This is a genomic window from Mesosutterella faecium (genome assembly GCF_022809315.2).
In the GTDB taxonomy this organism is placed as follows: Bacteria; Pseudomonadota; Gammaproteobacteria; order Burkholderiales; family Burkholderiaceae_F; genus Mesosutterella; species Mesosutterella faecium.
In genome coordinates this window covers 671,766-684,027 of the sequence record NZ_JAKZJU020000001.1, presented here as the reverse complement: position 1 = coordinate 684,027, position 12,262 = coordinate 671,766, and the positions used below count along the sequence as shown (strand labels likewise).

The 12,262-nt window shown below is 63.2% G+C and carries 11 protein-coding genes; 8 read left to right on the top strand and 3 right to left on the bottom strand.

Annotated elements, in window-relative coordinates:
- Positions 1–22 precede the first annotated feature (22 nt).
- Positions 23–748: a lysophospholipid acyltransferase family protein gene (locus MUN46_RS03240; protein WP_243376487.1), complete on the top strand. Its 726-nt coding sequence runs from the start codon at positions 23–25 to the stop codon at positions 746–748.
- 5 nt (positions 749–753) lie between these two features.
- Entirely contained in the window at positions 754–1,527 is a 774-nt protein-coding gene (locus MUN46_RS03235; RefSeq protein ID WP_243376486.1) for a M48 family metallopeptidase, read from the top strand.
- Here the strand turns inward: MUN46_RS03235 and rsmA are convergent.
- From rsmA to MUN46_RS03220, 3 genes are read right to left on the bottom strand one after another with little or no spacing between them, the layout of a single operon-like run.
- Complete coding sequence (rsmA, locus tag MUN46_RS03230) at positions 1,524–2,315, bottom strand: 16S rRNA (adenine(1518)-N(6)/adenine(1519)-N(6))-dimethyltransferase RsmA (RefSeq protein WP_243376485.1); 792 nt, start codon at positions 2,313–2,315, stop codon at positions 1,524–1,526. The genes MUN46_RS03235 and rsmA overlap by 4 nt on opposite strands.
- A gap of 53 nt (positions 2,316–2,368) precedes the next feature.
- Positions 2,369–3,745 (bottom strand): peptidylprolyl isomerase, encoded by a 1,377-nt coding sequence (locus MUN46_RS03225; protein ID WP_243376484.1) that lies wholly within the window; start codon positions 3,743–3,745, stop codon positions 2,369–2,371.
- Complete coding sequence (locus MUN46_RS03220) at positions 3,738–5,957, bottom strand: LPS-assembly protein LptD (protein ID WP_243376483.1); 2,220 nt, start codon at positions 5,955–5,957, stop codon at positions 3,738–3,740. Before MUN46_RS03220 ends, MUN46_RS03225 begins: the two co-directional genes overlap by 8 nt.
- Positions 5,958–6,203: 246 nt before the next feature.
- On the opposite strand from MUN46_RS03220, the gene MUN46_RS03215 reads away from it, so the two are divergent.
- The 6 genes from MUN46_RS03215 to tolB all read left to right on the top strand — a co-directional run bounded on the left by MUN46_RS03215 (position 6,204) and on the right by tolB (position 12,244).
- Positions 6,204–7,241 carry an aminoglycoside phosphotransferase family protein gene (locus MUN46_RS03215; protein ID WP_243376482.1) on the top strand — a complete coding sequence of 346 codons (1,038 nt, stop codon included), beginning with the start codon at positions 6,204–6,206 and terminating at the stop codon, positions 7,239–7,241.
- The gene (locus MUN46_RS03210; RefSeq protein WP_340309660.1) at positions 7,229–7,924 is read left to right on the top strand and encodes a nucleotidyltransferase family protein; all 696 of its coding nucleotides are present in this window, start codon (positions 7,229–7,231) and stop codon (positions 7,922–7,924) included. Before MUN46_RS03215 ends, MUN46_RS03210 begins: the two co-directional genes overlap by 13 nt.
- 7 nt (positions 7,925–7,931) lie before the next feature.
- A complete protein-coding gene (gene dusB / locus MUN46_RS03205) occupies positions 7,932–8,900 on the top strand; it encodes a tRNA dihydrouridine synthase DusB (protein ID WP_243376481.1) in 969 nt (322 codons plus the stop codon).
- A gap of 127 nt (positions 8,901–9,027) precedes the next feature.
- Positions 9,028–9,255: a helix-turn-helix domain-containing protein gene (locus MUN46_RS03200; RefSeq protein WP_237977919.1), complete on the top strand. Its 228-nt coding sequence runs from the start codon at positions 9,028–9,030 to the stop codon at positions 9,253–9,255.
- On the top strand, positions 9,252–10,808 hold the full coding sequence (gene purH, locus MUN46_RS03195) for a bifunctional phosphoribosylaminoimidazolecarboxamide formyltransferase/IMP cyclohydrolase (protein WP_243376480.1): 1,557 nt from the start codon (positions 9,252–9,254) through the stop codon (positions 10,806–10,808). The genes MUN46_RS03200 and purH overlap by 4 nt, the downstream gene beginning before the upstream one ends.
- 137 nt (positions 10,809–10,945) lie before the next feature.
- On the top strand, positions 10,946–12,244 hold the full coding sequence (gene tolB / locus MUN46_RS03190) for a Tol-Pal system beta propeller repeat protein TolB (protein WP_243376479.1): 1,299 nt from the start codon (positions 10,946–10,948) through the stop codon (positions 12,242–12,244).
- The last annotated feature ends 18 nt before the right edge of the window (positions 12,245–12,262 follow it).

The following is a 12,262-nucleotide window of genomic DNA, read 5'->3' as shown; positions in this document are numbered from 1 at the left end:
CGGGCAGAAAGGAGGAGAGGTCATGTCGCTTGCCGGCGGACTGCTGTTTTATTTTGTCCTGGGACTCACGGTGATCCCTCTGTCCCTTCTGCTTCTACTTTCCATCCCCTTCACCAGCCGTGCGGATCGCTATGACATGATCCGCGCCTGGGGCCGCCTGATGCTGACAGTCCTGCGTCGAACCTGCGGCATCAGCACCCGGGTGCTGGGAATGGAGAACTGCCCTGCATCCTCCGCCGTGGTGCTGAGCAAGCACCAGTCGGCCTGGGAATGCTTCTGGCTGGGCTGCGAACTGCCGTTCCGGTGCGCGTACGTATACAAGGAGTCCCTCAACCGGATCCCCTTCTTCGGCTGGGCGCTGTGGTCCGTCGGACTGCTGGGCATCGACCGCAGCAACGGCCGGGGAGCGTTCCAAACCTTCGCGACCAAGGGCGTGAGCTTCCTGCGTCAGGGCTGGGGCGTCGTCATTTTCCCCGAGGGCACGCGCGTTGCGCCCGGCTCTCATGTCAAATACAAGAGCGGCGGAGCGAGACTCGCCGTCATGGCCGGCGTCCCGGTTGTCCCTGTCGCTCTTAATTCCGGCCTTGTGTGGCCGAAGAATTCAATCGCCAAACGCCCCGGCGTAGTCACCGTCTCCATCGGCAGACCCATTGAAACCCGCGGCCGCTCGGCCAGGGAAGTCAACGAAGAAGCTGAAGCCTGGATAGAGGCGGAAAGCACGAGGCTGCTGCGCTCCGGCAGGAACTGAGGAACATGGGCAGGCCTTCTTCGGGCGACGCCGTGCAGGAGTGCCTGTACCAGCCCGGTTCCGGCGACGCAGCTGAGGCGATCGCTTACAGGCTGATCCGCCGCAGGCGCCGCAGCGTTGGCTTCAGGCTGGACGAGCGCGGGCTGGTCGTGACGGCGCCTGCCTGGGTGCCGCGGCGGCAGATTGAGGCCATGCTCGAACAGAAAGCAGACTGGATCTACAGAAAACTCCAGGAAGTGCGCGGCTGGCGGACCGCCAACGGCCTGCGGCAACCCTATTTCCAGGACGGGGGAACGCTCCCTTTCCGCGGCAGGCTGCTACGCCTTGCCCTCCGGCCTGGCGCCGCGTTCGCACGGATGGAGACGCCCCAGGAGCCGGGCGGCCCCTGCGTGCTCGAACTTCCTCTTGCCGCCGGCAGCTCCGAAGAGCGGATCCGGGCCTGTGCGCTCGAGTGGATCAAATCCGAAGCGGAGCGGGTGATCAGCGAAAGATTCGCCTTCATGCAGGGCTTCGCTCCGCGCCGCGCGAGAGCGCTCAGGTTTTCCTCAGCCCAGACACTCTGGGGAACCTGCAGAAGCGACGGCACGATCAGGCTCAACTGGAAACTCATCTACCTGAGCAATGACCTGATCGACTACGTGGCGGCCCATGAGCTCGCCCACCTGATCGAGATGAACCACAGCAGGGCCTTCTGGGAGCAGGTGAAGGCGATCAAGCCCAACTACGAGCAGTCCCGCCGCGAGCTGGCCCGCGTGAGGCTGCGTCAGCTCCCGTCCTAGGCCCTGGTCCGCCCAAGAGCAGCGGCGAGCGCCTCGAACTGGCCGACTGACAAAGTCTCGGCCCGGGCCCCCGGGTCGATTCCTGCGGATTCGATCTGCTCGGCCGTCAGCAGTTTCGAGAGCGCGTTTCGAAGAGTCTTCCGCCTCATGCCGAACGCTGCCGCCACTACCTCGGCATACAGCTCGTCGTCCACCCCGGGGTTTCTCGCGAGCGGCACCATGCGCACGACAGAGGATGTCACCTTGGGGGACGGGGTGAAAGCCCCGGGCGGCACGTCGAAAAGCTTCTCCATCCTGTAGCTGCGCTGCAGCATGGCAGAGAGCCTCCCGTAGGTCCTGCTGCCCGGCGGGCATACCATCCGCTCGACGACCTCTCTCTGGAGCATGAAATGCTGGTCCTCGACCCGGTCCGCAACTGCCGCGAGAGCAAAAAGAATCGGACTTGAGATGTTGTAGGGAAGGTTGCCGAAAATCCTCAGCTTACGGCCCGGAAGGATCGACCTCCAGTCCAGCACAAGCGCGTCAGCCTCAATCAGCGTGAGTTCTGCCTCGGTGAAAAGACCGCGCAGCCACGCGGCCAGATCCCGGTCTATCTCGACGGCGGTCTCGTGCCCGGCCCGCCCGATCACCTCTTTCGTGAGAGCGGCCTGGCCCGGACCGATCTCCACCAGTGCCTCACCCGGGCGGGGATCGATGCTGTCGATGATCCGGCCGATCCAGTGCCGGTCATTCAGGAAGTTCTGGCCGAAACGCTTTCTGGCGTGATGGCCCTCGAGTTTAAGCGGCATAAAAAGACGCCTTTTGGAAAAACCGGCTTCAGGCTGCTCAGCGGCCCGGAAGGCTAGTCGTCATAGTGGCGGATTTCGACATAGGCTTTGTCGCGCAGCTCGCGCCGCCAGTTGTTCACCGCCTCGCCGAGCTTCTTTTCGCGAAGGGCCTGCATGGCCGCGAGCCGTTCGCGCCTGGGGTCGGACTGAGCCTGCTTGCGCTCCTCGACCTGGATCAGGTGATAGCCAAAGCGGGACTTCACCGGCTGGGAGATCTCGCCAATCTTCAGCTTGTTCATGGCCGATTCGAACTCCGGAACCGTATCTCCGGCCTGCAGCCATCCCAGATCGCCACCGCGGGTGGAGGTGCCGTCGACGGAATGCAGCCTCGCCATCGTCTGGAAATCCGCCTGTCCGGAGACGATCTTGCTGCGGATGTCATTGAGCCGGGACAGGATCGTGGCCTCAGGGGTGAGCTGAGAGACCTGCATGAGGATGTGGCGGGCATGCGTCATCTGCACCGTATGAGCCGCCGCGCGGGCCGCCATGCCGTTTCGGACATCACTGATCTTCACGATGTGGAAGCCCGAGCTATTGCGGCTCATCGCTACGACGCCTTTGGCGGGGTTGGACTTCACGGCGTCCCAGAGCACCGTGGGCATGGCCTGGCTCGTGCGCCATCCGAGCTCGCCGCCCTGCATGCTGTCGCTCGCCCGGGAGTAGGAGGCCGCCAGCGAGGCGAAGTCCTCTCCCGCCCTGGCCCGCTTCAGGACCGACTCAGCTTCGGCCTGGGCCTTGGCCGCGTCCGTTCCCGCCTCCAGCGGGATCAGGATGTGGCTCACCTTGTACTCCGTGGCCGAGCCCTCGCCTCCCGCAAAGCCGTTCTGCTCGGCAAGGTAAGCGTCGATTTCAGACTCAGGAATATGGATCTGCGAGTCCACTTCGCGCTCCCTGAGCCGCTGGCCGATGATGTCGCGCCGGATCTGCTCGCGGAAGGCCTGGAACGGAACACCGTCAGCTGCAAGCTCGCTGCGCATCTTCTCGACCGTCACCTTGTTGTTGGCCGCGATCTGTTCTATGGCGGCGCTTACCATCTGGTCATCGACACGGATGCCCGTTTCATGGGCGCGCTGCAGGATGGCCTTGTCGATGATGAGCTGGTCGAGCACCTGGCTGCGCAGGCTCTGCATGGGCGGCAGCTTGATGTTCTGGCGCCGCAGGTTGAGCGCGGCCATATGGATGCGCTGCTGGAGCTCGTACTCGGTGATCACGTCATCGTTGACCACGGCGGCTATTTCATCAAGGGGACGGCCCTCGGCCTGCCTCGCGGGCTGCGCGGCGGCAGGCTGCTGCGCCGTGCCCGCCGCAGGAGCCGGATCCGCCGCCCCGGCGGCAAAAGGAGCCGCAAGCGCCGCGGTCAGAAGAAGGTGAGCGAAGATCTTTTTAGTCATAGTATTCATAGCGCCCTGTTGCACTGGGAACGGGGCTTGCGTTTTGATAACCGGGGATGCCGTTGCGAAGCTCTGAGACAGGGCTGGTGCCAATCGAACCCAGGCCATTCAGCTCGAGCTGGATGAAGAAAGTGTTGTCGTATTTGTCCGTGGAGGTCACGTAGCGCTGGAGGACGGTCCGGAGCGTCCAGCAGTCCCCGTGGTACTCGACGCCGCCAAGGGCCTCGATGATGTGACTGCCCCGGAAAGAGTAATTCCAGCGCCCCACTGCGTAAAGGTTGCCGGTGAGCGGCCACTGCACGCCGAAATCGACCTGCTTGATGTTGTTGTAGTAGTCACCGGGAGCGTAGTTGTACCGATAGTAAAGGCTCAGGGTGGAAGACGGGCGGGGATTCCAGCGGAACCCCGCATAGGCCCTCGAGATGCGCTTGTCAGACGACGAGTACTGGATGGTGCCGTCGGCAGTCAGGCTTTTCGTGAAGCGGACCCCCACGCTTCCCAGCAGGTCGCTGTGGGAATCCGTGCGGACGCCCCCGCGGGCCCCGGTGTAGAAATCCTGGAGCGCAACGCGCTGATCGGAGAAGTAAAAGCGCTGGCCGATCGTTCCGCGGAACCACTCGATGCCCGAAGCGGAGTCCAGGTAGCGCGACGTAAGGGCCGCGGTGAGCTGGTTCGCCTCGCTGATGCGGTCATACCCCGAAAAGACGCTTTCCTGGAAAAGCTGCGCGATGTTCAGATCCGACACTGTCGTGTCGAACACGGGCATCCTGCTCTGGTCGCGGTAGGGAATGTAGGAATAGAACAGCCTCGGCTCCAGGGTCTGCTCGGCGTTGTGCCCAAGCCAGGAGGTCTCGCGGTCGAAAATCAGCCCTGAGTCGATAGAGAATATCGGCAGAGTACGGCTCGGACTGCTGTCCAGAGGAGTTGCGCCCATGACCGGGTGGCTGTCCTTCATGTTGTACCAAGTGCCGATCCACCGGGCCTTGGGCTCCATGAACCACCAGGAGCCGCGAAGCGGGTAGCTTACGGCCTGGTCGATCACAAAGCGGTCGCCGTCGGGGCGCTGCCTGCTCGGGTGGGTGAAGCGGGTTGCCTCGATCTTCCCCGTGTACTCTATGCCGTAGAGGTCGCCCTTGTAGGTGTTGAAGGTGAACTGCGGGACGCGCGAGTACGGCTCCCAGTAGCCCTTGTTCTCAAGCGTCTGGTTCTTTGTGACGCGGGCGTTGAAATTCCAGAAGTCCTGCCCGTATCCCATCCAGGCATCCTGGTTGAGCACCTTTTCGGACGATTCGCGGATAGTGCCCGAGAAGTCGTCGATGAACTTGTCGTCGGAAACCCGGTTGTAGTTCACACCCGCATAGAAGCCGCTGCGGCTGTAGCGGTGTTCGAAATGCAGCCCGTAGCGGCGCTCGTCGCGGTCCCGGTCGTGGTACATCCAGTTGTAATTGATCTTCCCGGAGTAATTAGGCTGCAGATAGCGGAACTCGTTTTCCAGCATCACGCCGCGCTTGGTCATGATGTCAGGAATGAGCGTGTAGTCATAGTTGGGGGCGATGTTCCAGTAATAGGGGATGCTGATCTGCAGGCCCTTGCTGGTGCTCATCGTCATGCTGGGGGTGAGGAACCCGGACTTGCGCTCCTGCCCGATGGGAAAGTCAAACCAGGGGAAGCCGAAGACGGGGACGCCGCCCAGATAGAGCGATGCCCAGCGGCCCAGGGCCGAGGAGTCGCCCTGATCGAGGTCCAGCTGATCAAGCGACACCCACCAGGACTTGCTGCCCTTGGGGCACGATGTGATCAGCGCATCGGCCATTGAGATATGGCTGCCGTCGATGAACTCCACCTGCTTTGCGCAGCCCCGCAGCCCCCGGGCCTCGAAGGTATAGTCCGCGTCGGGCATGCTGCCGGACTGCGCGTCAATCCGGTAGTTTGCCTCCTGACCGGTAAAAGTGGCGCCGTTCTTGGACAGCAGCACGCCGCCCCTTGCCACCACCTCGTCGGTCTCCTGCGTGTAGGTGAGGCGGTCGCCCTTGAGCGTGGCGCCCCCGCGGCGGATCTCCGCGTTGCCGATCAGGTGGAGCACGTCCTGGGGACTGCCGGTGACGTCGTTGGCGCGTGCATAGGTCGAAGGGTTTTCCACGACGCCCGCCGGGGACTCATCGAGCTCCGAGATGGAGTGCAGCTGCAGCGCGGCGAAAGCCGGCTGGGCCATGCACGCCGCGGCCACAGCTGCGGCCAGGCCGCCTCCCCGCGGGAATCTGATTTTGGCTGATTGATTCAAGCTGCTAGCGCCCATTTGCCGGTAAACCCGGATCGTTGTAAGCAAACAAGTGGATTATACGGGCTGAAGGCGGGCCTCACACGGAACCCCGGCGATTCGGGCGGGCCGGAAGTTCCACTGTCAGTCCCAAATTCGTAGAATTTCAGAATCACGAAAGCAAGAAGGCGCAAAGGAGCCATGCCAGAAGATATAAAAACCGCAGATGAACGTCTCGGACTGCTGAAAGGGTGGCTCTCGGGCCACGCGCAACGTTACAGCCTCAGGCTGGAAACCATCGCCCCGGCCTCGTCAGATGCCGGCTTCCGGCGCTATTTCCGCATCGCCTCCGGGACGCAGCCGCAGTCCTACATCGTGATGGACGCACCGCCCGAAAAAGAACCGATCGCCCCCTTCATCCGCATGGACGCTGTCTGCGTAAGGGCAGGGCTGAACGTACCGCACATCTACGAGGCCGATCCCCGGCAGGGATTCATGCTGCTCTCCGATCTTGGGCGGGAAACCTGCCTGGACCGCCTTCTCAAAGACCGGGGCTGTGCTCCGGGCCTCTTCGACGCGGCCACCACAGCCCTGACCGCGCTGCAGACCGTGAGCGAACCGGGCATCGTCCCGGAATACTCGGAGGAAAAGCTCCGCGGCGAGCTCTCGCTTTTCCCCGAGTGGTACGTGCGGCGGCACCGCGGCAGCGACTTTGACGAAACCGAGGAAAAAATCTGGCAGGGAGTCTGCGACAGACTGGTCTCGAGCATGCTCTCGGAGGGCCGCGTCATCGTCCACCGCGACTTTATGCCGCGCAACCTGATGGTTTCCGATCCCATGCCCGGAGTCCTTGACTTCCAGGACGCGCTCTATGGCCCCGTCTCCTACGACATCGCGAGCCTCATGCGCGACGCCTTCATCTCGTGGGACGAATCCTTTACTCTCGACGTCTCAATCCGCTACTGGGAGAAGGCGAGGCGGGCTGGTCTGCCCGTGCCCCGCGATTTCAGGCAGTTCTGGCAGCAGATTGAATGGTCGGGCCTGCAGCGCCACCTCAAGGTTCTGGGCATCTTCGCACGGCTGAATTACAGGGATCACAAGCCCCGCTACCTCAAGGACACGCCCCGGTTCGTGGCGTACGTTCGGCATGTGGCCGGCCGTTACGGGCAACTGCGCCCCCTGCTCACAATCTTCGACCGTCTTGAAGGTCCCTCGGGGAGCGAACAGTGGACCTACTGAACCCGCCCGTACGGGCCCTGATCCTGGGGGCGGGCCGAGGGAAGCGGATGCGCCCGCTTTCAGACCGCACCCCAAAGCCCTTGCTCCGGTACCACGGCAAGCGCCTGATAGACTGGCAGATAGAGGCCATGGCCAGGGGCGGCGTGAGGCATTTCGTTGTGAACACCGCCCACCTGGCAGATCAGTTTCCGGCCGCGCTGGGAGACGGATCGGACCGCGGCCTGATGATCGAGTACTCCCGAGAGGGCGACACGGAGGCCGACGCGCTCGAAACCCTGGGCGGCATCGCGCGGGCGCTTCCGCTTCTCTCGCCTGACGGCCAAACCCCCTTTATCGTCGCCGCAGGCGACATCGTCACGGACTTCGACTATGGGGCCCTCGCGGCCCGCGCCGGCAAGCTCGCCCGGGGCGAGGCCGACGCGCATCTGGTGCTCGTGGATAACCCGAGCTTCCACCCGCAGGGCGACATGGCGCTCACAGCCGGGCTGGTGCGGCGCACTCCGCGGCAGTACACCTTCGCCAGCATCGGGCTTTACTCGCCCAGAATCTTCAGGGACGTCGAGATTCGCCCCTGCAAGCTCTTTCCCTGGCTCTACCGTTTCTGCGACCAGGGGCGGGTCACGGGCGAAGTATTCCGCGGGCTGTGGAAAAACATCGGGACCCCGCAGCAGCTGGAGGACTGAGAACCTTATGTGGATTGGATCGGCGGAAGTCGGTTCGCAGGTCTTCACTGCCCCCATGGCCGGTTTCTCGGACCTGCCTTTCCGGCAGACCGTATTGTCGCTTGGGAACTGCTGCCCGGAAGGCGAAATGGTCTCGGCCAACCCCGGGCTGCTTGGCTCCGAGGAATCTCAGCTCCGCGTATCCTTCGGCGAAGGCGCCGGCCTGAGGATCGTGCAGCTGCTGGGCGCGAACCCGGCGTGGATGGCCCGGGCCGCCCGCTTCGTCGAGGGACTCGGGGCGCAGGTCATCGACATCAACATGGGCTGTCCCGCGAAAAAGGTCTGCCGGACCGAGTGCGGGGCTGCACTGATGAAAAACGAGGAGCTGGCGCTGCAGGTCATACGGGCGGTCCGAGAGGCGGCCCGCGTTCCGGTGACGCTCAAGCTTCGCACCGGCTGGGATGAGGACCATAAAAACGCGCTAGACATCGCGCAGCGCGCCGAACAGCTCGGCGTGAGCCTGATCACAGTCCACGGCCGGACCCGGATGCAGGGCTATGCGGGCCGGGCAGAGTACGAAACCGTGAGGCGGATCAAACGCAGCCTGAGCATTCCCGTCATCGCCAACGGCGACATCGACTCCGTTGACAAAGCCCTTCGGGTCATGGACTACACCGGGGCGGACGGGATCATGGTGGGGCGAGGCTGCCTGGGAGACCCTTGGCTGCCCGCCCGGATGTCGGCCGTGTTCTGCGGAAACGCCGATCCGGGGCAGCCATCGCCAGGGGAGCGGCTGCGGGTGATCCTCGGCCATATGGATCGGCACCTGCGCTTTTACGGGGAGGGGCCAGGCCTGCGCACGTTCCGCAAGCACCTGCTGTGGTACCTCCGGCGCACTGAGGGGGCGGCGCCGCTCGCGCCGCCGCTGCTCGCGCTTTCCGACCCCGGGGCAGTGAAGGAAAAACTGACGGAATTCTTTGAGAAAGCCGCGATGTGATTTATGATGGGGGAACGTTTTCATCATCCGCCCGCCCGCAGTGGAAAAGCGGCTACGGGCCGCAACCGGGGTCCTGATCCGCGTGCCTGACCAAAACACAACGCCTCTCCGCACGGCTTTGACCGAGATGCTGGACGAGTATTTTGACAGCTTCGAGGGCGTGCATCCCACGCGGGTGCACGAAATGGTACTGTCGGCGGTGGAGCTGCCCCTTCTCGAATACATTATGCGGCGCTGCCACGGCAACCAGTGCGCCGCAGCAGAAATTCTGGGTATTAATCGAAATACCCTGCGCAAGCGCCTGAAGCATTACGGGCTGCTCCAGCAGGGCCTTTTTAAAGGAAATCCGACATGAAAAAGCAAGCTCTGATCAGCGTTTCCGACAAAACCGGAATCGTTGAGTTTTCAAAGGAACTCGTCTCCCTGGGGTTCCATCTGCTTTCTACGGGGGGCACTGCCAGGCTGTTGGAAAAAGAGGGGGTTGAGGTCGAGGAGGTCGCCGACTACACGGGATTTCCCGAAATGCTCGACGGCCGTGTGAAGACTCTTCACCCGAAGATCCATGCCGGAATCCTCGCCCGCAGGGACTGCCCGGAGCACATGAAGGCGCTGCAGGAGCACGGCATCGATCCGATCGACCTGGTCGTCGTGAATCTCTATCCGTTCGAGCAGACCATCGCCCGCCCGGACTGCACGTTCGCCCAGGCAATTGAGAACATCGACATCGGCGGTCCCACCATGATCCGCGCGGCGGCGAAGAACCACGCTTCCGTCGCCGTCGTAGTCGATCCCACTGACTACAGCCGCATCATCGAGGAAATCAGGAACAAGGGCGAAGTCACCGCTGAAACCCGCCTCGCCCTGGCAAAGAAAGTGTTCGCTCACACTGCCCGCTATGACGGCGCGATCACCAACTACCTCACCTCGCTCGGCGAGGACAACAAGCCCGCCACCCGCTTCCCGCAGGTCCTCAACCGTCAGTGGGTGAAAGTTCAGGACATGCGCTACGGCGAGAATCCCCACCAGCAGGCCGCCTTCTACCGCGAGCAGCAGGTGGCCCCCGGGCTGCTGGCCGGCTACACCCAGCTGCACGGCAAGGAGCTGTCCTACAACAACATCGCCGACACCGATACGGCCTGGGACATGGCCCGCTCGTTCGACATGCCCGCCTGCGTGATCATCAAACACGCCAACCCCTGCGGCGCGGCCATCGGCCTGAACGCGGCCGAAGCCTATAAGAAAGCCTTCCGCACCGATTCGAAGTCGGCCTTCGGCGGCATTATCGCCTTCAACCGCGAAGTGGACCTGGAAACCGCGACGCTCGTGAGCAAGCAGTTCGCGGAAGTCGTCATTGCACCGTCCTTCTCCGAGGAGGCAAAAGGCCTGCTCGAGCAGAAAAAGAACCTCAGGCTGCTGCTGGTGGCCGGAGGTCACGCCCAGAATGACTTCGACATGAAGCGGGTAGGGGGCGGTCTTCTGGTGCAGACTCCCGACACTCAGATCTGCCCGGAATCCGCGCTGAAGGTTGTTACGAAGAAGAAGCCGACCTCGGAGCAGATCGCCGACATGATGTTCGCCTGGCGCGTCTGCCGCTGGGTCAAGTCCAACGCCATCGTCTACGCTCACGCGGGCATGACGCTCGGGGTGGGCGCCGGCCAGATGAGCCGGGTCGACTCCGCCCGCATCGCCGAGCAGAAGGCCGAAGAGTCCGGCCTGTCGCTCGCGGGCAGCGCCGCCGCCTCGGACGCTTTCTTCCCCTTCAGGGACGGCCTGGACGTAATCTGCGACGCCGGGGCGACCTGCGTCATCCAGCCGGGCGGCTCCATCCGCGACAGCGAGGTGATCGCGGCTGCCGACGAGCGCGGCATCGCTATGGTCTTTACCGGAGAGCGGCACTTCCGCCACTGATAAAAAAGCAGCGTAAAGTCTTCCGTTTGTAACAAACGGAAACTATGCTTAGCCTCTGTTACAGAGGGCTTTCACGCTGCCGTAGTACCATGGGGGCGCTTGGCAGCAAGCACCCCCTAAAATTTCATAGCTGGATCATGAAATTGATAAAAAAATCGACTGTTTGCCTGACCCGCAGGGCCTTTGCGGCCGGCACCGCGGCGGCCCTCGCACTCGCCTGCCTGCCCGCTCATGCGCAGCTTGACATAGAAATCACCGGCGTCGGCTCCAACCTGTTTCCCCTGGCCGTTCCCGGCTTTTCGGGGCAGAGCGCCTGCGGCACGGACATTGGCTCGGTCATTTCCTCCGACCTGCAGAGAAGCGGCAAGTTCCGAATTGCCGGCCCGAAGACCGAGGCTCCCTACAGCCAAGTTCTAAACCCCACGGCGGACGCCTTCAAGTCCTACGGCGTGAACGCCGCCGCGCTCGGCTCCGTCGTTCGCAAAAGCAGCGGCTGGGAGCTCAGCTACAAGCTGTTCGACGTGGTGAACGGCACGGTGCTCGACAGTGCATCTTTCTCCGGCGCAAACGTGCGCCTTTCCGCCCATAAGATCGCGGACCGCATCTACCAGAAGCTCACGGGCATCCCGGGCTGCTTCGCCTCACGCATAGCCTACGTGCAGCGCAGGGGGAGCCGCTACGAGTTGATTATCGCAGACAGCGACGGAGAGAATCCGCGCGTCGCACTGCGCAGCCGCGAGCCCATCATCTCCCCGGTGTGGTCTCCCAACGGATCGCGGGTCGCCTACGTTTCCTTTGAATCCAGAAAGCCTGTGGTCTTCATCCACGAGCTCAGCACCGGAAAGCGCCGTGCAGTGGCCCAGTTCCCCGGAAATAATTCCGCACCGGCCTTCAGCCCCGACGGCTCGACGCTCGCCGTCGCACTGTCCAGGGACGGCGGGACGCAGATCTACCTGATGAGCGTAAACGGCGGCGCGGCCCGCCGCTTCACCACGGGATCCGGCATCAGCACCGAGCCGGTGTTCAGCCCGGACGGCGCCTGGATCTACTTTACGTCGGACCGGGGCGGCAAACCGCAGATCTACAGAAAAAGAGTGTCGGGGGGAAGCGCGAGCCGCGTCACCTTCGGCGTGGGCTACGCCGTAAGCCCCGCCCTTTCGCCCGATGGCAAGAAACTGGCCTATATTGCCAGAACCGGCCGCGGCTTCCAGGTCAATGTCCTCGAGCTCGCGACCGGATCCAATTTTGTAGTGTCCCGCACCGGCGGAGATGAATCCCCCAGCTTTTCCCCCAACGGGGAGCTGATTCTCTATGCCTCAGGCGGGCGCGGCAGCGGAGTGCTATACGCCTCCAGCGCCGATGGAAAAGTTTCTACCCGGCTTTCAAGCAGGGGCGGCAGCATCCGCGAGCCTGCTTGGGGACCGTTAGTCAGATGATTGATAGGTTTGGAGATT

Excerpts from the sequence above, each read along its gene's own strand:
- MUN46_RS03220 (WP_243376483.1), bottom strand. The coding sequence starts at position 5,957 with ATGGCCCAGCCGGCTTTCGCCGCGCTGCAGCTGCACTCCATCTCGGAG.
- MUN46_RS03200 (WP_237977919.1), top strand. The coding sequence starts at position 9,028 with ATGCTGGACGAGTATTTTGACAGCTTCGAGGGCGTGCATCCCACGCGG.
- purH (WP_243376480.1), top strand. The coding sequence starts at position 9,252 with ATGAAAAAGCAAGCTCTGATCAGCGTTTCCGACAAAACCGGAATCGTT.
- dusB (WP_243376481.1), top strand. The coding sequence starts at position 7,932 with ATGTGGATTGGATCGGCGGAAGTCGGTTCGCAGGTCTTCACTGCCCCC.
- MUN46_RS03215 (WP_243376482.1), top strand. The coding sequence starts at position 6,204 with ATGCCAGAAGATATAAAAACCGCAGATGAACGTCTCGGACTGCTGAAA.
- MUN46_RS03225 (WP_243376484.1), bottom strand. The coding sequence starts at position 3,745 with ATGACTAAAAAGATCTTCGCTCACCTTCTTCTGACCGCGGCGCTTGCG.
- MUN46_RS03240 (WP_243376487.1), top strand. The coding sequence starts at position 23 with ATGTCGCTTGCCGGCGGACTGCTGTTTTATTTTGTCCTGGGACTCACG.
- rsmA (WP_243376485.1), bottom strand. The coding sequence starts at position 2,315 with ATGCCGCTTAAACTCGAGGGCCATCACGCCAGAAAGCGTTTCGGCCAG.
- MUN46_RS03235 (WP_243376486.1), top strand. The coding sequence starts at position 754 with ATGGGCAGGCCTTCTTCGGGCGACGCCGTGCAGGAGTGCCTGTACCAG.
- tolB (WP_243376479.1), top strand. The coding sequence starts at position 10,946 with ATGAAATTGATAAAAAAATCGACTGTTTGCCTGACCCGCAGGGCCTTT.